At 63.9% G+C, this 19,247-nt stretch carries 19 protein-coding genes; 7 read left to right on the forward strand and 12 right to left on the reverse strand.

The annotated features are described in order from the left end of the window. Positions 1-103: 103 nt before the first annotated feature. The 7 genes from rpsA to gyrA all read right to left on the reverse strand — a co-directional run bounded on the left by rpsA (position 104) and on the right by gyrA (position 9,704). Positions 104-1,774, reverse strand: a complete 1,671-nt coding sequence (gene rpsA, locus AACZ17_RS14615; RefSeq protein WP_339638663.1) for a 30S ribosomal protein S1 — start codon at positions 1,772-1,774, stop codon at positions 104-106. Positions 1,775-1,937: 163 nt separating this feature from the next. Further along, positions 1,938-2,624 (reverse strand): (d)CMP kinase, encoded by a 687-nt coding sequence (cmk, locus tag AACZ17_RS14620; protein WP_339638665.1) that lies wholly within the window; start codon positions 2,622-2,624, stop codon positions 1,938-1,940. Then, positions 2,624-3,928, reverse strand: a complete 1,305-nt coding sequence (gene aroA / locus AACZ17_RS14625) for a 3-phosphoshikimate 1-carboxyvinyltransferase (RefSeq protein ID WP_290741700.1) — start codon at positions 3,926-3,928, stop codon at positions 2,624-2,626. Before aroA ends, cmk begins: the two co-directional genes overlap by 1 nt. 27 nt (positions 3,929-3,955) lie before the next feature. Next, positions 3,956-4,882, reverse strand: coding sequence for a prephenate dehydrogenase/arogenate dehydrogenase family protein (locus AACZ17_RS14630; protein WP_290741698.1), 927 nt, complete (start codon positions 4,880-4,882; stop codon positions 3,956-3,958). Positions 4,883-4,884: 2 nt separating this feature from the next. Then, positions 4,885-6,003 (reverse strand): prephenate dehydratase, encoded by a 1,119-nt coding sequence (pheA, locus tag AACZ17_RS14635; RefSeq protein WP_290741696.1) that lies wholly within the window; start codon positions 6,001-6,003, stop codon positions 4,885-4,887. Positions 6,004-6,018: 15 nt separating this feature from the next. Then, complete coding sequence (serC, locus tag AACZ17_RS14640) at positions 6,019-7,098, reverse strand: 3-phosphoserine/phosphohydroxythreonine transaminase (protein WP_290741694.1); 1,080 nt, start codon at positions 7,096-7,098, stop codon at positions 6,019-6,021. A gap of 38 nt (positions 7,099-7,136) precedes the next feature. Beyond that, complete coding sequence (gyrA, locus tag AACZ17_RS14645; RefSeq protein ID WP_290741692.1) at positions 7,137-9,704, reverse strand: DNA gyrase subunit A; 2,568 nt, start codon at positions 9,702-9,704, stop codon at positions 7,137-7,139. A 285-nt stretch (positions 9,705-9,989) separates the two neighbouring features. Here gyrA and AACZ17_RS14650 point away from each other — a divergent pair, with 285 nt between their 5' ends. From AACZ17_RS14650 to AACZ17_RS14665, 4 genes are read left to right on the forward strand one after another with little or no spacing between them, the layout of a single operon-like run. After that, positions 9,990-11,321, forward strand: a complete 1,332-nt coding sequence (locus AACZ17_RS14650; protein WP_290741690.1) for a TRZ/ATZ family hydrolase — start codon at positions 9,990-9,992, stop codon at positions 11,319-11,321. Then, positions 11,318-12,031 carry a bifunctional 2-polyprenyl-6-hydroxyphenol methylase/3-demethylubiquinol 3-O-methyltransferase UbiG gene (gene ubiG, locus AACZ17_RS14655; RefSeq protein ID WP_290741688.1) on the forward strand — a complete coding sequence of 238 codons (714 nt, stop codon included), beginning with the start codon at positions 11,318-11,320 and terminating at the stop codon, positions 12,029-12,031. The genes AACZ17_RS14650 and ubiG overlap by 4 nt, the downstream gene beginning before the upstream one ends. Then, positions 12,028-12,717 (forward strand): HAD-IA family hydrolase, encoded by a 690-nt coding sequence (locus tag AACZ17_RS14660; protein ID WP_290741686.1) that lies wholly within the window; start codon positions 12,028-12,030, stop codon positions 12,715-12,717. Before ubiG ends, AACZ17_RS14660 begins: the two co-directional genes overlap by 4 nt. Before the next feature lie 9 nt (positions 12,718-12,726). After that, entirely contained in the window at positions 12,727-13,488 is a 762-nt protein-coding gene (locus AACZ17_RS14665) for a YciK family oxidoreductase (protein WP_290741684.1), read from the forward strand. A gap of 13 nt (positions 13,489-13,501) precedes the next feature. On the opposite strand, the gene rluB is transcribed toward AACZ17_RS14665, so the two are convergent. Genes rluB through AACZ17_RS14690 form a run of 5 tightly spaced genes read right to left on the reverse strand, consistent with a single transcriptional unit; the run spans position 13,502 to position 17,509 of the window. Next, complete coding sequence (gene rluB / locus AACZ17_RS14670) at positions 13,502-14,419, reverse strand: 23S rRNA pseudouridine(2605) synthase RluB (protein WP_290741682.1); 918 nt, start codon at positions 14,417-14,419, stop codon at positions 13,502-13,504. Next, positions 14,416-15,138, reverse strand: a complete 723-nt coding sequence (gene scpB, locus AACZ17_RS14675) for an SMC-Scp complex subunit ScpB (RefSeq protein WP_290741680.1) — start codon at positions 15,136-15,138, stop codon at positions 14,416-14,418. Before scpB ends, rluB begins: the two co-directional genes overlap by 4 nt. Continuing rightward, positions 15,138-15,977: a segregation/condensation protein A gene (locus tag AACZ17_RS14680; protein ID WP_290741677.1), complete on the reverse strand. Its 840-nt coding sequence runs from the start codon at positions 15,975-15,977 to the stop codon at positions 15,138-15,140. Before AACZ17_RS14680 ends, scpB begins: the two co-directional genes overlap by 1 nt. A 39-nt stretch (positions 15,978-16,016) precedes the next feature. Beyond that, on the reverse strand, positions 16,017-16,640 hold the full coding sequence (locus tag AACZ17_RS14685; RefSeq protein ID WP_290741675.1) for an L-threonylcarbamoyladenylate synthase: 624 nt from the start codon (positions 16,638-16,640) through the stop codon (positions 16,017-16,019). Continuing rightward, positions 16,637-17,509 (reverse strand): PHP domain-containing protein, encoded by an 873-nt coding sequence (locus AACZ17_RS14690; RefSeq protein WP_290741673.1) that lies wholly within the window; start codon positions 17,507-17,509, stop codon positions 16,637-16,639. Before AACZ17_RS14690 ends, AACZ17_RS14685 begins: the two co-directional genes overlap by 4 nt. Positions 17,510-17,604: 95 nt before the next feature. Here AACZ17_RS14690 and AACZ17_RS14695 point away from each other — a divergent pair, with 95 nt between their 5' ends. From AACZ17_RS14695 to AACZ17_RS14705, 3 genes are read left to right on the forward strand one after another with little or no spacing between them, the layout of a single operon-like run. Then, complete coding sequence (locus tag AACZ17_RS14695; protein ID WP_290741671.1) at positions 17,605-18,195, forward strand: inner membrane-spanning protein YciB; 591 nt, start codon at positions 17,605-17,607, stop codon at positions 18,193-18,195. An 8-nt stretch (positions 18,196-18,203) separates the two neighbouring features. Beyond that, on the forward strand, positions 18,204-18,503 hold the full coding sequence (locus AACZ17_RS14700; RefSeq protein WP_290741668.1) for a YciI family protein: 300 nt from the start codon (positions 18,204-18,206) through the stop codon (positions 18,501-18,503). A 58-nt stretch (positions 18,504-18,561) separates the two neighbouring features. Continuing rightward, positions 18,562-19,236: a TIGR04211 family SH3 domain-containing protein gene (locus tag AACZ17_RS14705; protein WP_290741666.1), complete on the forward strand. Its 675-nt coding sequence runs from the start codon at positions 18,562-18,564 to the stop codon at positions 19,234-19,236. Positions 19,237-19,247 lie beyond the last annotated feature (11 nt).

A 19,247-nucleotide genomic window follows, 5' to 3' on the forward strand; every position in this document is an offset into this window, starting at 1 on the left:
AAAAAAGGCCCACCAAACGGTGAGCCTTTGCGGTTCGGTGAAGCCCCGGGGCGAGTGGACGCCCTGGGGCTTGCCGGTGGGACGCAAGCGCCCCAGCGGGCGATCACTTCTCCATTTGCGCCTTGATAAGGTCGCCGATCGTACCGGGAGAAGACGATTCTTCCTGGTCCTTGAGCGACTTCACCGCATCTTTCTCGTCGTCGTAGTCCTTGGCTTTGACCGAGAGCACCACGCTGCGATTCTTGCGATCAACCGAGATGATCTTGGCTTCAACGCTGTCGCCGACCTTGTACACGCTGCGTGCGTCTTCCACCTTCTCGCGGCTGATATCCGAGGCCTTGAGGATACCCTCAACCTCATCCGCCAGCTGCACGGTAACGCTGCGCGCGTCAACCGCGATGACTTCACCGGTGACGATGGCGCCGCGGTCATTTTCACCGACGAAGCCGGAGAACGCGTCGTCCTCAAGCTGCTTGATACCCAGCGAGATACGCTCGCGCTCGGGATCGATGGAGAGAATGACGGTCTCGATCTCGTCGCCTTTCTTGTAGTTGCGCACGGCTTCCTCGCCCGCCTCGTTCCAGCTGATGTCGGAGAGGTGAACCAGGCCGTCGATGTTGCCTTCCAGGCCGATGAAGATGCCGAAATCGGTGATCGACTTGATACTGCCGGAAATCTTGTCGCCCTTGGCATACTGTGAGGCGAATGCATCCCAGGGGTTTTGCTGGCACTGCTTGATACCCAGCGAAATGCGGCGACGCTCCTCGTCGATATCCAGCACCATGACCTCGACCTCGTCGCCCAGCTGGACGATTTTGGACGGGTGCACGTTTTTGTTGGTCCAGTCCATCTCGGAGACGTGAACCAGACCCTCGACACCCTCTTCCAGCTCGGCAAAGCAGCCGTAGTCGGTGAGGTTGGTGACACGCGCCTTGACGCGGCTGCCTTCCGGGTAACGGTTGGTGATTTCGACCCAGGGATCCTCGCCCAGCTGCTTCAGGCCCAGGGAGACGCGATTGCGCTCGCGGTCGAACTTGAGGATCTTGACGTCGATTTCCTGACCCACTTCGACGATCTCGGAGGGGTGCTTGATACGCTTCCACGCCATGTCGGTGATGTGCAACAGGCCGTCCACACCGCCCAGATCCACAAACGCACCGTAGTCGGTGAGGTTCTTGACGATACCCTTGACGGACATGCCTTCCTGCAGGGATTCCAGCAGGGCCTCACGCTCAACGCTGTTCGCCGCTTCCATCACGGCGCGGCGGGATACCACCACGTTGTTGCGCTTCTGGTCCAGCTTGATGACCTTGAATTCGAGTTCCTTGTTCTCCAGGTGCGCGGTGTCACGAACCGGGCGCACGTCAACCAGCGAGCCGGGGAGGAACGCGCGGATGGTATTGATATCCACGGTAAAGCCACCCTTGACCTTGCCGTTGATAACACCCTTGACCACTTCGTCCGCCTCATGCGCGGCTTCGAGCTCTTTCCAGGACTCGGCGCGCTTGGCTTTTTCGCGGGACAGCTTGGTCTCACCGAAACCATCTTCCACGGTTTCCAGTGCAACCTGGACTTCATCGCCGATGCTCAGGGAGCAGTTGCCCGCAGAGTCGACGAACTGGGCACGAGGAATCACGCCTTCGGACTTCAGCCCGGCATGGACGGTGACCCACTCGTTGTCTATGTCGATGACGACACCGGTGACAATACTGCCCGGCTCCATCTCGACGGTCTTCAAGCTTTCTTCAAAGAGTTCAGCGAAGGATTCGCTCATTACACATTACCTGTTTGTGAGAGTACGGCGGCTAACCGCCTTGCCGCGCCTCCAGCTGGCACGGGTCATCCGTTAAAGCGATCCCCGGCCACTTCTGGAACCGGCCCTGGGAAAGCGGGTTAAACACCCTTGCGTGTGGCGACGCTGCAATGCGCCAGTATCGTCACACCAGGCCGCGCCTGCGCGCTGCCTCCATGACCGCAGTAAACACGTCGCTGATGGGCAAACGGCTGCTGTCAATGACAATGGCATCTTCAGCGGGAACCAGCGGGGAGACGGAGCGGCTGCTATCGCGCGCATCGCGCTCCTCGATGTCCTCGAGAAGGCGCGGGAGACTAACATTTTCTCCCTTGTCGAGCAACTGCAGGTAACGGCGCCGTGCGCGCTCTTCAGCGCTGGCCGTGAGGAATATTTTCAGCGCGGCATCGGGAAACACCACGGTGCCCATATCGCGACCGTCGGCGACCAGTCCGGGGGGCTGGCAGAACTCGCGCTGGCGCTGCAACAGGGCCGTCCGTACCGCCGGGATCACCGCCACCGTGGAAGCACCCCGACCGCCTTCCTCGGTACGGATGGCGCGACTGACATCGCTGCCTTTATAGGCGACACGCACCTCCCCATTGCGGTCGGTGGTGAACACGACGTCCAGGTGGCGGGCCACAGCGGCGACGGCGGCGTGATCCTCCCAGGATACCCCTTCCAACACACAGGCATGGCCAGTGACCCGATACAGCGCTCCACTGTCGAGAAAATGCCAACCCAGAGCGTCGGCAAGCAGGTGGCTCAGCGTACCCTTGCCGGCCCCACTGGGGCCGTCAACCGTAATCACCGGCACCGGCTGGCCCTGCATCAATCGACCCGCGCGGATATTTGCAGGCCGAGACCCCTCGCCAGGGCATCAAAACCGGGAAAGGAGGTGCTGACATGATCGCAATCGAGTATGCGAATCTCCTCGTTGGCCCGCAGGGCGGCGATGGCAAAGGACATGGCGATACGGTGGTCGTGGTAGGTGTTGATGACGCCACCCCCCATCGGCCCACCCTCGATGACGATACCGTCCTCCAGCACCTCGTTGACGACGCCGAGCGTGGTGAGGCCCGCCGCCATCGCAGCGATGCGGTCACTCTCCTTGACGCGCAATTCCTCCGCCCCGCGCAGAACCGTGCGGCCACTGGCGCAGGCGGCGGCAATGAACAAGGCCGGAAACTCGTCAATCGCCAGCGGCACCTGGTCGAGCGGGATATCGATGCCGGTGAGTGGCGCATAGCGCACGCGAATATCAGCCACCGGCTCGCCACCGACCTCGCGCGCGTTTTTCAGCGTGAGGTCAGCGCCCATTGCACGCAGGATGTTCAATACCCCGATGCGGGTGGGATTGACGCCGACATGGGTCAGCAGCAGGTCCGAACCCGGCGCGATGCTCGCCGCCACGAGGAAGAAGGCGGCGGAGGAGATATCCGCCGGCACATCGATCTCGGTCGCCCGCAGTTGACCGCCGCCGGCAAGGCTGATCACCCCCTGCTCCGTACCGACGGTATAGCCGAAGCCGCGCAGCATGCGCTCCGTGTGATCGCGTGTCGGAGCCGGCTCGGTCACAGAGGTTGTGCCCGAGGCATACAGCCCGGCGAGCAGCACGCAGGATTTGACCTGTGCACTGGCCATGGGGAGATCGTAGTGAATGCCACGCAGCGTCTGCCCGCCGACAATATGCAGCGGCGGCGTGCCGGCCCCGGCGCCCTCTATGTGGGCACCCATCAAACGCAGGGGATCCATTACGCGGCCCATGGGCCGTTTGCACAGGGAAACGTCGCCAGTCAATTCGCTATCAAACGGCTGACCCGCCAGCAAGCCGCTGAGGAGACGGATACTGGTACCCGAATTCCCCATGTCCAGCGCTCCCGATGGCGCCTGCAAGCCGTGCAGCCCGACACCGTGGATGACCACTCTCCCCTCCTCGGGGCCTTCAATTGACACACCCATGGCGCGGAACGCCGCCACAGTAGCCAGCGCATCCTCACCCTCGAGAAACCCGCTCACCCGTGTGGTGCCCTCTGCCAGCGCACCCAGCATGATGGACCGGTGTGAAATGGACTTGTCCCCGGGGACGCGGGCTTCGCCGCTGATGACACCACCGGGCATTAACTGAAATTCCATGCGGGATTCTCTCTGGCGTTCTCTGGCTCAGGTGACCGACTGGCCACGTGCCGCCAACAGGGCGGCGAATTCATCGCGCGCGGCCTTGGCGCGGGAAAACGTCTGCAGCAATGCATCGCCGTCACCGGCCTCAATTGCTGCGCGTAGTTCATCAAGATGCGTGGTAAACAGGTCCATAGACTGCAGCAGCGCCGGCCTGTTGGCAATGGCAATGTCCCGCCACATCACCGGGTCGCTGGAGGCAATGCGCGTGAAGTCACGAAAACCGCCCGCGGCAAAACGGAAGATATCATCGCTGGCATCGCTGCGCGCCAGTGCATCCACCAGCGCGTAGGCGAGGACATGGGGCAGGTGACTGGTCGCCGCGAGCACCCGGTCGTGATCCGCGACCGCCATATCAACCACCTCGGCACCGGTGCTCGCCCACATGGCGCGCACCAGTTCCACCGCTGAAGGGTCGTTGGCGGCCACAGGCGTCAGAATAACCCGATGCTTCTCGAACAGTCCGGCATTCGAGGCCTCGACACCGCTGCGCTCGGAGCCGGCGATCGGGTGACCCAACACCAGCCGCGGCGGCATCGACCCCCAGACACGCTCCGCCGCGCGCTGCAGACTGCCCTTGACGCTGGCGACATCGGTGATGACCGGAGGCCGGGCGCGATCGCGCAACCGGGGCAGGATACGCTCCAGCATCTCCTCCGCAATCAGGGTGGGCGTGGCAATCACCAGAATATCCGCGGCGTCCACCGCCTCCTCCAGTACCAGTGTGTACCGGTCTATAACACCCATCTGCACGCCCCGCCGCAGCGAGGCCTCGCGGTGCCCCCAGCCGATACAGGCCGCCGCGAAACCGTTGCCACGCAGGGCTGCGGCCAGCGATCCGCCAATCAGGCCCAGTCCGAGCACGACCACAGTGGGTCGCGCAGCCGCCGCTCCGGCTCCCGACTGCGCCATGGCTAGAGAACCGCCTGCGGGTAGGAGCCCAGGGGCTTGAGCAGGATGGACTGTTCTTCCAGGTCGGCGACGATGCTGCGGATCACCTCATCCTGCATATGCCCTTCGAACTCGATGAAGAACACATAGGCCCATTTTTCCGTGCGCGAAGGACGGGTGTCGATGCGGGTCAGGCTGACGCCGGCGCGACGGAAGGGGTCCAGCAGGGTAAACAGTGCACCCGGCTTGTTGCGGCTGGACACGATCAGTGAGGTCTTGTCGCGCCCACTGGGCGGCACTTCCTCACGCCCCACGACCAGGAAGCGGGTGGTGTTGTCGGGATAATCCTCGATGTGTTCCGCCAGGCGATCCAGGTGGTACAGTTCCGCCGCCATGTCACCCGCAACAGCCGCAACGCCCGGCGTCGTGGCTGCCAGGCGCGCCGCCTCACCGTTGCTACTCACGGCCTCGCGCTCAACCCGGGGCCAGTGTGTGTCCAGCCAGTTGCGGCACTGCGCCAGTGCCTGCTGATGCGCACAGATCCGCGTGACGTCGGACTCTGCAGTGCCGGGGGCGACCAGCAGGTGGTGCACGATACGCATTTCGACTTCGCCGGATATCTTCAACGGCGAATCCATGAAGTTGTCCAGCGTATGGCTGACCATGCCCTCCGTGGAGTTCTCCACCGGTACCACGCCGTAGTTGCACTCGCCAGATTCCACCTGTGCAAAAACGCCATCGATGGTGTTTTGTGGCACGCAGAGCGCGGCATGCCCAAAGTGCTTGAGCGCTGCCGCCTGGGTGAACGTGCCCTCAGGGCCCAGGTAGGCCACCTGCAGAGGGCGCTCCAGGGCGAGGCAGGCAGACATGATTTCGCGGAAGATGTGCGCCACTGCGGTGCCCTCGAGGGGGCCGCCATTGCGTTCGATGATGCGGCGCAGTACCTGTGCCTCGCGCTCCGGCCGGTAATACACCACCTCCGCCGCGGCTTCACCCCGATTGCGCAGTGCCAGCACTTCCTCCAGCTTGATGTCGGCGACGCGCTGGGCACACTGGGCGCGGCGCTGGATCAAGTTCTGGATTTCACGGTCAATGGCGTCAATGTCCGCCCTGACCTGATCGAGATCCCTGGTATCTGCCATCAGAGTGCCGCCGTGTCAGCCGTTACGTTGCTCGAAATCCTGCATGAAAGCGATAAGCGCATCAACTGCCGCCTCCGGCACCGCATTGTAGATACTGGCGCGCATCCCGCCGACAGAGCGGTGCCCGGCCAGGTTGAGCAGGCCGGCCTCGGCAGACTGTTGCAGGAAGAGCTTGTCGAGGCTGGCATCAGCCAGGGTAAAGGGAACATTCATCTGCGAACGGCTGGCGACCTCCACCGGGTTGGCATAGAACGCGCTGTTGTCGATGGCAGCATAGAGCTTATCCGCCTTGCGCCGGTTGAGCTCCGCCATGGCCGTTAGCCCGCCAAGCTCCTGCAACCAGTCAAACACCAGCCCCGCGAGGTAGAGCGCGAAGGTGGGGGGCGTGTTGTACATCGAATCGTTGTCCGCCGCCGTTTTCCAGTCGAGCATGACTGGACACAGGGGGCGCGAGCGACCCAGCAAGTCGCGATGCACGATGACCAGGGTCAGGCCTGCAGGCCCGATATTCTTCTGTGCGCCCGCATAGATAACGCCGAAACGTGACACATCAACCGGCCGCGACAGGATGGTCGAGGACATGTCGGCCACCAGCGGTGCATCCACGTCAGGCACCCAGTGGAACTCCACGCCGCCGATGGTCTCGTTGGGGGTGTAGTGAAAATACGCTGCGTCCGCAGACAGTTGCCAGCTGTCCCGGGCCGGTATCGAGCTGAAATTGCCCGCCTCGGCGCTGGCCGCCACATTCACCGAGCCGAAGCGCTTGCCCTCGGCAATGGCTTTCTTGGACCACTGCCCGGTATTCAGGTAGTCGGCGCGTCCGCCCTCTGGCATCAGGTTCAGGGGTACCGCGGAAAACTGCAGGCTCGCGCCCCCTTGCAGGAACAGCACGGCGTACTCGTCGGGGATCGCCAGCAGCTTGCGCAGTGTAGCCTCCGCACGCTCGGCGATGCCGACAAATTCGCTGCTGCGATGGCTCATTTCCATCACGGACAGGCCGCGCCCGTGCCAGTCCAGCATGTCCTCGCGGGCGGTTTCCAGAACCGGCTCAGGCAGGGCCGCCGGGCCGGCACAAAAATTGTACAAGCGGGTCATTTCAGTCATTTCCTCGAGATGGTGGGAAAACGGTCGAGTTACTCGCCGCCCTCCCCGGAATCGTCAGCCGCACCCAGTTCAGGCTCGGCCACCCGCTCCACACTGACCAGGTACTCGTCAGTGCGGGTGCGAATCACTCTGACGCCCTGCGTGTTGCGACCCAGCAGGGACACCTCATCGGCGCGGGTGCGCACCAAGGTGCCCTGATTGGAGATCAGCATCAGCTCGTCGCCGTCGAACACCTGGGTGGCGCCCACCAGAGCCCCGTTACGGGCGCTCGTTGACATGGCGATAACGCCCTTGTTACCACGCCCCTTGGTGGGGAACTCGCTGGCCTCAGTGCGCTTGCCGTAGCCGTTCTCGGTGACCGTGAGGATACGTCCTCCCTCCCTGGGCACGATGAGAGAGATCAGGCGCTGGCCCTCATCCAGGCGGATACCCCGCACCCCGCGCGCCGTGCGCCCCATGGCGCGCACATCGTCCTCGCGGAAACGCACCGTCTTGCCACCGCTACTGAACAACATCACGTCGCAGCTACCGTCGGTGAGCGCCGTGCCCACCAGCACATCCCCTTCGTCCAGGGCCAGTGCGCGCAACCCGACACTGCGCTGGCGCGCGAAGTCGGTCAGGGCGGTTTTCTTCACCGTGCCGTTGGCCGTCGCCATAAAGATGTACCAGCCTTCCGTGTATTCATTCACCTGCAGGATTGAGGTGACGCGTTCTCCCACCTCCAGCGGCAACAGATTGACCATCGGGCGCCCGCGGGAATTACGCGTTGCCAGCGGAATCTGGTAGACCTTGAGCCAGTACACCTTGCCCAGGTCGGTGAAGCAGAGAATGGTTGCGTGGGTGCTGGCAATCACCAGATGCTCGACAAAGTCCTCGTCCTTCACCGCCGTGGCAGAGCGGCCGGTGCCACCGCGACGCTGGGCCTGGTAGTCCGAGAGCGGCTGTGTCTTGGCGTAACCGAGGTGACTGATGGTGACCACCCTGTCCTCCTCGGTGATCAGGTCCTCAACCGTGAGGTCGTGCTGCGAGGCACTGATTTCAGTCACGCGGTCGTCACCGAACTCGGTAACCAGTTCCTCCAACTCTTCGCGAATCACCAGCTTCAGGCGATCCGGGTCGGCGAGAATCTCCAGATAGTCAGCGATTTCGCGCAACTTTTCATCGTACTCGTTGAGCAGCTTTTCGTGTTCCAGCCCGGTGAGGCGATGCAGTCGCAGGTCGAGGATGGCCTGGGCCTGCACGGGTGACAGGTGATACTGGCCGTCTATCAGGCCGTATTGCGGTTCCAGTTCGTCCGGACGGCAGGCGTCCTCCCCCGCGCGCTCCAGCATCGCCAGGACATCGCCCGGGGCCCAGGCGGCAGCGATCAGTTTTTCACGCGCCTCGGAGGAACTCGGCGACGACTTGATCAGCTCGATCACTTCGTCGATGTTGGCCAGCGCCACCGCGAGGCCTTCCAGGATATGACCGCGTTCGCGCGCCTTGCGCAGCAGGTAGACCGTGCGCCGTGTCACCACCTCGCGGCGATGGCGGATAAACGCCTCGATGATCTCCTTGAGGTTGAGCACCCGCGGCTGCCCGTCCACCAGGGCCACCATGTTGATGCCAAACACCGACTGCAGCTGGGTCTGCGCGTACAGATTGTTCAACACCACATCGCCGATTTCGCCGCGGCGCAGCTCGATGACCACGCGCAGGCCATCCTTGTCCGATTCGTCGCGCAGCTCCGAGATACCTTCGATCTTCTTTTCTTTCACCAGCTCGGCAATGCGCTCGATGAGGCGCGCCTTGTTCAGCTGGTAGGGGATTTCGTGAATGATAATGACATCCCGCCCCTTCTTTTCCTCGTGGATCACTTCGGCCTTGGCGCGCACATAGATACGCCCGCGCCCGGTGCGGTAGGCCTGGATGATGCCGGCACGGCCGTTGATGATGCCGCCGGTGGGGAAATCGGGACCGGGGATGAACTCCATCAGCTCATCGACGGTGATATCCGGGTTGGCCATCAGGGCCAGACAGCCGCCTACCACTTCGCGCAGGTTGTGGGGCGGTATATTGGTGGCCATGCCGACGGCGATACCCGAAGAGCCGTTGATCAGCAGGGTGGGCACCTTGGTGGGCAGCACAACCGGGATGCGCTCGGTACCGTCGTAGTTATCGACAAAATCGACGGTTTCCTTGTCGAGATCCGCCAGCATGGCATGGGAAATCTTGCGCATGCGGATCTCGGTGTACCGCATGGCGGCTGCGGAGTCGCCGTCCACAGAGCCGAAGTTGCCCTGGCCGTCGACCAGCATGTAACGCATGGAGAAGGGCTGCGCCATGCGCACGATGGTGTCGTAGACAGCGGAATCGCCGTGCGGGTGGTATTTACCGATCACGTCACCGACCACGCGGGCGGATTTTTTGTAACCCTTGTTCCAGTCGTTGTTCAACTCGTTCATGGCGAACAGTACCCGGCGGTGAACCGGTTTCAGTCCATCGCGGACATCAGGCAGCGCGCGCCCGACAATCACGCTCATCGCATAGTCGAGGTACGATTGTTTGAGCTCGTCCTCGATATTGACGGGAAGAATTTCCTTGGCTAATTCACCCATGTACAACAGCTTCCTTGTATGACTGCGGGGAGCCGCCACGGCACGGCGCCAGGGCGAACTCGGGCCGGGCTGGGGGCCCGCTTACCGGGCCAGGGCAAGCGCCCGGCACAAACCCCGAATTATACGGCAGAAGCCACTTTGTCGCCATGTTTTTGCAGATTATGGCGGCCGTTCGGGCGGCAATCGGCGAATTCCGGTTATACTGGGAAACCAATGCAAACTGCGGTGCGACGCCCCGGGCACGAAACCGCAAATCCCTGGCTGAAAGCCCCCGATCGAGGCCTCATGAGCGCGCCCGCCGAGACAGTAGACACCCTTATCCACCCGGGCTGGATCATACCCGTGGCGCCCACCGGCCAGGTGCTGGAAAACCACAGCCTGGCGATTCGCGATGACCGCATTGTGGCAATCGTGCCGCGGACAGATGCGACGCGTCTGTCCGCGACAGACGTGTTCGAGCTGCCTGGTCACGCCCTGCTGCCGGGATTGGTCAACGCCCACGGCCATGCCGCCATGAGTCTGCTGCGTGGCTACGCCGATGACCTGCCGCTGATGCCGTGGCTGGAGCAGCATATCTGGCCCGCCGAAGGCCGTCATGTCAGCGCGGAGTTTGTCGCCGATGGGGCGGCGCTGGCCATCGCCGAGATGCTGCGTGCCGGCACCACGACCTTTTCCGACATGTATTTCTACCCCGACGCCTGCGCACGCACGGCCCAGCGCATGGGCATGCGCTGTCAGATCAGTTTTCCGGTGCTCGACTTCCCCACCCCCTGGGCGCGGGAGGCGGATGAATACATCAGCAAGGGGCTGGCGCTGCGGGATGCAGTGAAGCACAGCAGCCTGGTCAGCGTCGGCTTCGGCCCCCACGCACCCTACACCGTCAGCCACCCCAACCTGGCCAAGGTGGCCATGCTGGCCGCCGAACTGGATACCAGCATCCAGATCCACCTGCATGAGACACGCGGCGAAGTGCTGCAGGCCGTGGAAGCTCACGGGGAGCGCCCCCTGGACAGCCTGTACCGATTGGGGTTGCTGGGGCCACGCACACAATGTGTCCACATGACAGACCTCGGGGAGCAGGATATCGCGCTACTCGCCGAGACTGGCGCCCACGTTGTGCACTGCCCCAAGTCCAACATGAAGCTGGCCTCTGGCGCCTGCCCGGTGACACGCCTGCTGGCCGCCGGTGTCAATGTGGCGCTCGGCACGGACAGCGCCGCCAGCAACAACAGCCTGAATCTGTTTGACGAAATGCGCAGCGCCGCCCTGCTGGCGAAGCTGGCCAGCCAGGATGCCAGCGCGCTGTCGGCGGCAGAGGCGCTGCACATGGCTACCCTGGGGGGTGCGCGAGCCCTGGGACTGGAAGAGCAGATCGGCAGCCTGGAACAGGGCAAGCTGGCCGATCTGATCGCCGTGGACCTCACCGGGCCCGAGACCCAGCCCCTCTACAACCCGCTTTCACAACTGGTCTACGCCTGCAACGGCAGCCAGGTCACCCACAGCTGGATCGCCGGGCAACTGCGCCTGCGCGACCGCCAGCTGCAGGGGCTGGACCTGGCCGCCATCGCATCGCGCAGCCAATACTGGCAACAACGCATTACGGGACAACAGCAATGACTGCACGTGCCAACGTCGACCCCCAGGAAATCGCCAAGTTCGAGGCCCTCGCCTCGCGCTGGTGGGACCGGAACAGTGAATTCAAACCCCTGCACGACATCAACCCGCTGCGCGCCAACTACATCGATCAACACTCCCCTGTCGCGGGCCGAACGCTGGTGGATGTGGGCTGCGGCGGCGGCATACTCGCCGAATCGATGGCACAACGCGGTGCCACCGTCACCGGTATCGACATGGGAGAGGCTCCCCTGGCCGTGGCGCGCATTCACCAGCTCGAATCCGGGGTCGCGGTGGATTACCGGCAGGCGACGGCCGAAGAGCTCGCCGCGGAGCAACCCGGCCACTACGACGTGGTCTGCTGCCTGGAGATGCTCGAACACGTGCCCGACCCGTCAGCCGTGGTGGCGGCCTGCGCCGAGCTGGCGCAGCCCGGCGGCAGCCTGTATTTCTCCACCATCAACCGCAATCCGAAGGCCTTTGCCTTTGCCATTGTCGGCGCGGAATACGTGCTGAAGCTGCTGCCCGCGGGTACACACGAGTACAGCAAGTTCATCAAACCCTCGGAGCTCGCTGCCTGGGTTCGCGCCGCCGGACTGCGGGTCGAAGGCATGACCGGTCTGCTCTACAACCCGCTTACCCGCCAGTACCGGCTGCACGAGCGCGATGTCTCGGTCAACTATATGCTGCGCGCCAGCAAGCCAGCGGCATGAGCCCGCCGCGTCCGGATAACCTGCGCGCGGTGCTGTTCGACCTGGACGGCACACTAGTCGATACCGCCAGCGAATTCGTCGTGGTGGTGCAGGCCCTGCGGGCCGAACACGGGCTGCCGCCACTGGAGGCGGCGCGTATCTGCGCCAGTGTGTCCAACGGCGCACGCGCCCTGGTCACACTCGCCCTCGGCACGGTAGAAACAGACCCGGAATTCGAGGCCCAGCGGCAGCGCCTGCTCGCCCTGTACGCGGAGGTGCTGGGCAGCAGCGCCCGGCCGTATCCCGGCATTCCCGCGCTGCTCGGCGCACTGGCCGAGCGCGGCATCGCCTGGGGCGTCTCCACCAACAAGCCGCGCGCCTTTGCCGCGCCCCTGATGGCGCGCCTCGACCTCCAGCCGTCCATTGGCAGCCTGGTCTGCCCCGACGACGTTCGCGAGCGCAAACCACACCCGGAGGCCCTGCTGCGCAACTGTGCGGAGCTGGGCTGCCAACCCGAACAGGCCATCTATATTGGCGACCATCAGCGCGATATCGAAGCCGGCCGGCGCGCCGGCATGTACACCGTGGCCGCCCTGTATGGCTACATCGAGGCCGATGACAACCCCACTCTGTGGGGCGCAGACGCGAGCGTGAGCAGCAGCAGAGACCTCGCGCCCCTGATTCTCGGTACCCACCTACCCGCTTGAGGACAGTACATGAACGGCCCAGGACTCCCCGACAACTACACACCGGCGCCGGACCTGCTCGTCGACAAGACCATTCTCATCACCGGAGCCGGTGACGGCATAGGGCGCGCTGCAGCTGAGCGGTTCGCGCGCCACGGCGCCACGGTTATCCTGCTGGGCCGCACCCAGGAAAAACTCGAGGCGGTTTACGATGCGATAGAGCGCGAAGGTGGCCCGCAGCCGGCGCTGTTTCCGATGGATCTGGCGACGGCGACAGAAGATGACTATGCGGGGTTGGCGGGGGCCATCGAAAGCACCTTTGGCCGCCTGGATGGCCTGCTGCACAACGCCAGCGTGCTGGGGGAGCGGCGCCCGATCGCGAATGCCTCCTGGCGGGCCTGGTCGGACGTCATGCAGGTCAATGTCAACGCGCCGTTTCTGCTCACCCGGGCCCTGCTACCGCTGCTGGAACAGGCACCGCAGGCGTCCATTGTCATGACCTCATCGGGAGTGGGTCGTCGCGGACGTGCGTACTGGGGCGCCTACGCGGTGTCGAAGTTCGCGACTGAGGGGTTTATGCAGGTGCTGGCAGACGAACTGGAAAACACCTCGCGCGTGCGGGTCAACAGCCTGAACCCGGGGGCCACCAACACCGCCATGCGCCGCACCGCCTACCCTGCGGAGGTACCGACCACGAACCCGTCGCCGGCAGACATCATGCCGCTGTACCTGTACCTGATGGGTGATGACAGCTGCGGGGTGACGGGCGCGGCCTTCAGCGCGCAGGGCTGACGCCGGCGGCGCGTTAACGGCTCTTTTGCGGCCGGCGAGGCGGCTTGCGGCCAGCGTTCGCGGCCGGCGCCTTGCGCTTGCCGAACTGCCGTTCCATGACTTCCTTTTCCTTGACCGTGTTGCGCTTGACCTGCTTGACCGGTAGATGCGCCAGCTCGTACAGCCCCTTGACTTCTTTCGGCTCAAGTTCGGCCCACTGGCCCTGCTTGACGCGGGACGGAATGAACACGTTGCCGTAGCGGACGCGCTTGAGCCGCGACACGGTAAGCCCCTGGGACTCCCACAGGCGGCGCACCTCGCGGTTGCGACCCTCCATCAACACCACGTAATACCAGTGGTTGATACCATCACCGCCGCCGTCCTGGATGTCGGTGAAGCGCGCCGCCCCGTCCTCCAGCATGACGCCGTCGAGCAGACGCTGCAGGATATCCTCGTCGACCGCGCCCATTACGCGCACCATGTACTCGCGCTCAATGTTCGACGACGGGTGCATCAGCGCATTGGCGAGTTCACCATCTGTGGTGAACAGCAACAGGCCGGAGGTGTTGAAATCCAGGCGACCAATGGATATCCAGCGCCCGGATTTCAGCTTCGGCAGGCGCTCGAACACCGTGCGCCGACCCTGTGGGTCCTTGCGACTGCACACCTCGCCAGTGGGCTTGTGGTAGATGATGCAGCGCGTCTGTTCCGCCGGTGCGGCCTCCAGTGGCTTGCCATCGATGCTGATGCGGTCGCGGCCGGAAACACGGTCGCCGAGAGAGGCGCGGCGCCCCTCCACCTCAACCCGGCCTTCTTCTATCCAGCGCTCCATCTCGCGGCGCGAGCCCAGCCCCGTACGCGCCAGTACTTTCTGCAGCTTTTCGCCGGCAACGGTACCGGCCGCCTCGGCATGAGGCGTGTCGCCGGGCGCCGATACGCGCCGACGGCTCATTGCGCGCCACCCGGCGCAAGCGGATCGGCTGCCTCTGAACTGTCACTGTCGCCGACATCCGAGCTGTCGTCCTCCGCGCCCACCGCCGCCGACGGCGGCTCTGCGGATGCCGGCTCGGCTGCCTGGTCCGCTGCGTCGTTGGCCGCGGCCAGGGGTTCACTGAAGCCCAGCTCGGCGTTCAGGGTCTCGAGGTCACGGATTTCCGCCAACGCCGGCAACTGGTCGAGGTTCTTCAGGTTGAAATAATCGAGAAACTGCCGCGTGGTGGCATACATGGCGGGGCGACCGGGCACATCGCGGTGCCCGACGACACGAATCCAGTCGCGCTCGTGCAGCGTCTTGATGATGTTCGAACTCACCGCGACGCCGCGGATCTCCTCGATTTCACCCCGCGTGATGGGTTGCCGGTAGGCAATCAACGCCAGGGTCTCCAGCAGCGCGCGCGAATACTTTTGTGGGCGCTCCTGCCACAGCCTCGCCACCCACGGGCTCAGCGACTGTCGCACCTGGAAACGGAAGCCGCTGGCGACCTCACACAGTTCAAAGCCGCGATCCTCGCAGCGCTCGCTGACCACCGCCAGCGCTTCCCGGATTTCGACCGCCGAGGGGCGCTCAGCCTCTTCAAACAGCTCGCCCAGTTGCGCCACCGTGAGTGCACGGCCAGCGGCGAGCAGGGCGCCCTCGATAATCTGGACCAGCATGGATGCCGATTCGGACATTATTCGGACCTCGCCTTGACGTGAATGGGGCCGAAGTTCTCGGTTTGCACAATTTCCACCAGGGCCTCCTTGATCAGTTCCATCACGGCGAGAAAGGTCACCACCACGCCAAGTCGACCCTCGCGGGCAGAGAACAGCGACACGAACGGCACGAACTGGCGCCCCGACAGTTTTTCCAGCACCTCTGACATGCGCTCGCGCGTCGACAGTGCCTCGCGCTGGATATGGTGGCTCTCGAACATGTCGGCGCGCCGCAGCACTTCGCTGAGGGCCAGCAGCAGTTCTCGCATGTCCACGTCCGGGTCGGGGCGCGCACGCTCAAGGTCCGGCGGCTCGGCACTGGCAACCCAGGTATCCCGCTCCAGCCGCGGCATCTCCTCGATATCCTCGGCCGCCTTCTTGAAGCGCTCGTACTCCTGCAGACGGCGAATCAGCTGGGCTCGCGGGTCCTCTTCATCCTCGTCCACATCGACGGCGCGGGGCAACAGCATCCGCGACTTGATTTCCGCCAGCACCGCGGCCATCAACAAATACTCGGCCGCGAGTTCGAACTGCATGGCATCCATGAGTTCAACATAGCGCATGTACTGCTCGGTGATTTCCGAGACATCGATCTCGAGGATATCCAGGTTCTGGCGCCGTATCAGGTAGAGCAGAAGATCCAGCGGCCCTTCGAAGGCCTCGAGGAACACTTCCAATGCCTGGGGCGGGATATACAGGTCCCTGGGCAGCTCGGTCATCGCCTTGCCCAACACCACGGCAAAGGGCATCTCCCCCTGCTGTGGCCTTGCTGGTGAGGGGCTGTCGGTGGCGGGCGCGGCCGGCGTGGAATCGTTCACGAAACATCCTGTGCCTGAGAAGGCTGTGAGTATACCCGATCAGACCTGGAATGGCGTCACATCGCCCTTGCCGGCGCGCAGGATGATCGGCAGGTCGTCGGCCAGATCGACCACAGTAGTCGGCTCCAGCCCACAGTAACCGCCGTCAATCACCAGATCGACCTCGTGCTCCAGCACGTCGCGGATCTCATAGGGATCAATCAGCGGCAGCTCATCGCCGGGCATGATCAGCGTTACACTCATCATCGGCTCTCCAAGATCCGCCAGCAGGGCCATGGCCACCGCGTTGTCCGGGATACGCAGTCCTACGGTCTTGCGTTTGGGGTGCATCAGCCGGCGCGGCACCTCCGATGTCGCACGCAGGATGAAGGTATAGGCGCCTGGGGTGCAGGCTTTCAACAGGCGGTACACCGTATTGTCGACACGCGCGTAATTGGCGATATCCGAGAGATCGCGGCACACCAGGGTAAAGTTGTGCCGATCATCGAGGCGCCTGATGCGCCGGATACGGTCCAGGGCGGCCTTGTCACCGATGTGGCAACCCAGCGCATAGGCCGAGTCCGTGGGGTACACCACAACGCCCCCGCCGCGCACAATGTCCGCCGCCTGGCGAATCAGTCGCGCCTGCGGATTTTCCGGGTGAATCTGAAAAAACTGGCTCACGTAACCTCCACTGACGGACAGTCCTGGGGCGGCAGCCACCGCTGCCAGACACCGCGCAGACCGCCGAGATGCCGCAATTCTACACCCACTTCGGCGCCCCAGGAGGACTCCTGGTGGAAATCGCTGCCGGCGGAGACCTCGAGCCCGGCCTCCAGGGCAAGCAGGCGCAACTGGCGGCTCTGATCCGGGGTCTGGCGACCGTTGAGTATTTCCACCGCCGATCCGCCGGCCGCCACGAAATCCGCCACCAGCCGACGCAGTTTGCTGCGCGTCAATGCGTATTTGAGCGGATGCGCCAGCACCGCGACCCCCCCGGCCTGGACAATCCAGGCGGTGACTTCCGCAAGCTCGGGCCAGAAGGCCTTGACGTCGCCCGGTTTGCCCCTGCCCAGGTAGCGATCAAAGGCCCTGGTGAGGCTATCGACATGCCCGCGGGCCAGCATCCAGGCAGCGAAGTGCGGACGACCCACCTGGCTTGCGCCCGCCTCCTGAAGGGCGCCCTCCAGCGCGCCCGGGAAACCCAGCTTCGCCAGCCGCTCGCCAATCACCCGGGCACGCTCGGTGCGGGCCGCCGCAAGCCGCGCCAGCCCCGCGACGAAAACCGGGTGTTCACAGTCCATGCCAAGCCCCACCACGTGCACCGTGACACCAGACCACACACAGGACAATTCCACACCGGGCACCAGGCGCAACGCGTTCCCCGAGGGGTTATACTGCGCGACCGCCGCCTGGTATCCGGCCACGGTGTCGTGATCGGTTATCGCCAGCAGGCGTATATCCCTGTCACGTGCCCGCTGCAGCAAGGCAGCAGGCGACAGGGCACCGTCAGATGCGGTGGTGTGGGTATGGAAGTCGATCAACACAGACACTACACTCCGGGATCGCAGAAACGGCTGGCGCACAGTGCAGGTAGGCCCTGCCGCCGACAGCGTCCATCCTAACATGTCAGGGCCAGGCTGATTTCATGAGACAACTGCTGGAATTTCTCCCCATCGCGCTGTTCTTCATCGTCTACCAGATGGATGGAGATACCGTCACGCTGTATGGCTGGAGCCACACCATCGACGGCATCTTCACCGCCACTGCGGTGCTGATGGCCGCCACCGTGCTGCAACTGCTGCTGACCTGGGCCATTACCCGACAGCTGGAAAAACGTTTGCTGTGGGTCGGTCTCGCCGTCTGCGGTTTTGGCGCAGCCACGCTGCTGCTGCACAACGAACTGTTCATCATGTGGAAACCGACCATTTTCAACTGGGCACTGGCGCTGGCCTTTGCCGCGTCCCAGTTCATCGGCAAACGCAACCTGATGGAGCGCACGCTGGGCAGCCAGATCCAGCTGCCGCACCGCGTGTGGACCCGGCTCAACCTGCTCTGGGTCGCCCACTTCAGCGTGGTCGGCGCACTGAACCTGGTCGTTGCCTACGGCTACAGCGAGGCCACCTGGGTGAGCTACAAGCTGTACTCCGCGATACTGTTCACAGTGCTGCTCACCGGGCTGACGGCCTGGATGGTGGCACCCCACCTGAAAGACCAGCCGGCTGAAAGCCAGGAGTAAACCACGCCATGCTCTACGCCATTATGTGTGAGGACGTTGACGACAGCCTGCCTCTGCGCCAGGCCGCACGACCGGCCCACCTGTCACGCATCCAGCATCTCGTGGATGAGGGTCGCCTGCTGGCTGCCGGCCCGCACCCGGCACTGGATACCGAGGAACCGGGAGCTGCGGGCTTCACAGGCAGCCTCATCATCGCCGATTTCGACAGCCTGGAAGCGGCACAGGCCTGGGCGGACAGTGACCCCTACATGGCCGCCGGCGTATTCCGCCAGGTGATCGTCAAGCCCTACAAACGCGTGCTGCCCTGAGCCGCGGGCGATGGTAAACTGCGCGATTGACCACCGACTGCAGAGAAGGACCCACGTTTTGCAGCATTTCCTGATTGTTTCCCTGCTCGCGATCCTGGGCAGCGCCGCCGCGCTGGCACAGGATATCCGCTACATCAGCGATACCCAGTACATTCCCGTGCGCAGCGGCGCCGGCAATGAGTTCCGAATTATCCACCGTGGCATTCCGTCCGGCACCCGGCTCACCGTCAGCCGTGAGTCAGAGGACGGCACCTGGGCGGAAATCACCACGGACGGCGGCACCACCGGCTGGGTGCGGTCGCAATACCTGATGAGCACCGTACCGGCCAAGACCCTGGTGGATTCAGCGCGCACGAGGGCGGAGCAGCTGGCAGAGGAAAACGCCAGCCTGACCGCGGAGCTGAACCAGCTGAAGGAGGTTCGCGGGGAGCTGGAGAGCAGCATCGACAGCGCCGACGGTACGCTGCAGGCGGTGACCGAGGAACTCGCGCAGCTGAAGCAGATATCGGGACGCTCGCTGGAACTGGACGCCGAGAACCGGCGCCTGGTGGAAGATGTCGAGAACCTGCGGGCGCAGGCTGACATGCTCGGTGCCGAGAACCAGCGGCTGCAGGAAAACCTGCGCAGCAGCGCCTTTATTGACGGCGCACTGGCTGTGCTGCTGGGGGTGGTCATCACCCTTGTGGTACCGCGTCTGTGGCCCAAACGCCGCCGCAACGATGGCTGGGCCTGAGCGCCCCAATC

This window comes from uncultured Haliea sp., from assembly GCF_963973825.1.
Classification (GTDB): Bacteria; Pseudomonadota; Gammaproteobacteria; order Pseudomonadales; family Halieaceae; genus Haliea.

Coding starts and splice junctions, on each gene's coding strand:
- rpsA (WP_339638663.1), bottom strand. CDS start 1,774: ATGAGCGAATCCTTCGCTGAACTCTTTGAAGAAAGCTTGAAGACCGTC.
- cmk (WP_339638665.1), bottom strand. CDS start 2,624: ATGCAGGGCCAGCCGGTGCCGGTGATTACGGTTGACGGCCCCAGTGGG.
- aroA (WP_290741700.1), bottom strand. CDS start 3,928: ATGGAATTTCAGTTAATGCCCGGTGGTGTCATCAGCGGCGAAGCCCGC.
- AACZ17_RS14630 (WP_290741698.1), bottom strand. CDS start 4,882: ATGGCGCAGTCGGGAGCCGGAGCGGCGGCTGCGCGACCCACTGTGGTC.
- pheA (WP_290741696.1), bottom strand. CDS start 6,003: ATGGCAGATACCAGGGATCTCGATCAGGTCAGGGCGGACATTGACGCC.
- serC (WP_290741694.1), bottom strand. CDS start 7,098: ATGACCCGCTTGTACAATTTTTGTGCCGGCCCGGCGGCCCTGCCTGAG.
- gyrA (WP_290741692.1), bottom strand. CDS start 9,704: ATGGGTGAATTAGCCAAGGAAATTCTTCCCGTCAATATCGAGGACGAG.
- AACZ17_RS14650 (WP_290741690.1), top strand. CDS start 9,990: ATGAGCGCGCCCGCCGAGACAGTAGACACCCTTATCCACCCGGGCTGG.
- ubiG (WP_290741688.1), top strand. CDS start 11,318: ATGACTGCACGTGCCAACGTCGACCCCCAGGAAATCGCCAAGTTCGAG.
- AACZ17_RS14660 (WP_290741686.1), top strand. CDS start 12,028: ATGAGCCCGCCGCGTCCGGATAACCTGCGCGCGGTGCTGTTCGACCTG.
- AACZ17_RS14665 (WP_290741684.1), top strand. CDS start 12,727: ATGAACGGCCCAGGACTCCCCGACAACTACACACCGGCGCCGGACCTG.
- rluB (WP_290741682.1), bottom strand. CDS start 14,419: ATGAGCCGTCGGCGCGTATCGGCGCCCGGCGACACGCCTCATGCCGAG.
- scpB (WP_290741680.1), bottom strand. CDS start 15,138: ATGTCCGAATCGGCATCCATGCTGGTCCAGATTATCGAGGGCGCCCTG.
- AACZ17_RS14695 (WP_290741671.1), top strand. CDS start 17,605: ATGAGACAACTGCTGGAATTTCTCCCCATCGCGCTGTTCTTCATCGTC.
- AACZ17_RS14700 (WP_290741668.1), top strand. CDS start 18,204: ATGCTCTACGCCATTATGTGTGAGGACGTTGACGACAGCCTGCCTCTG.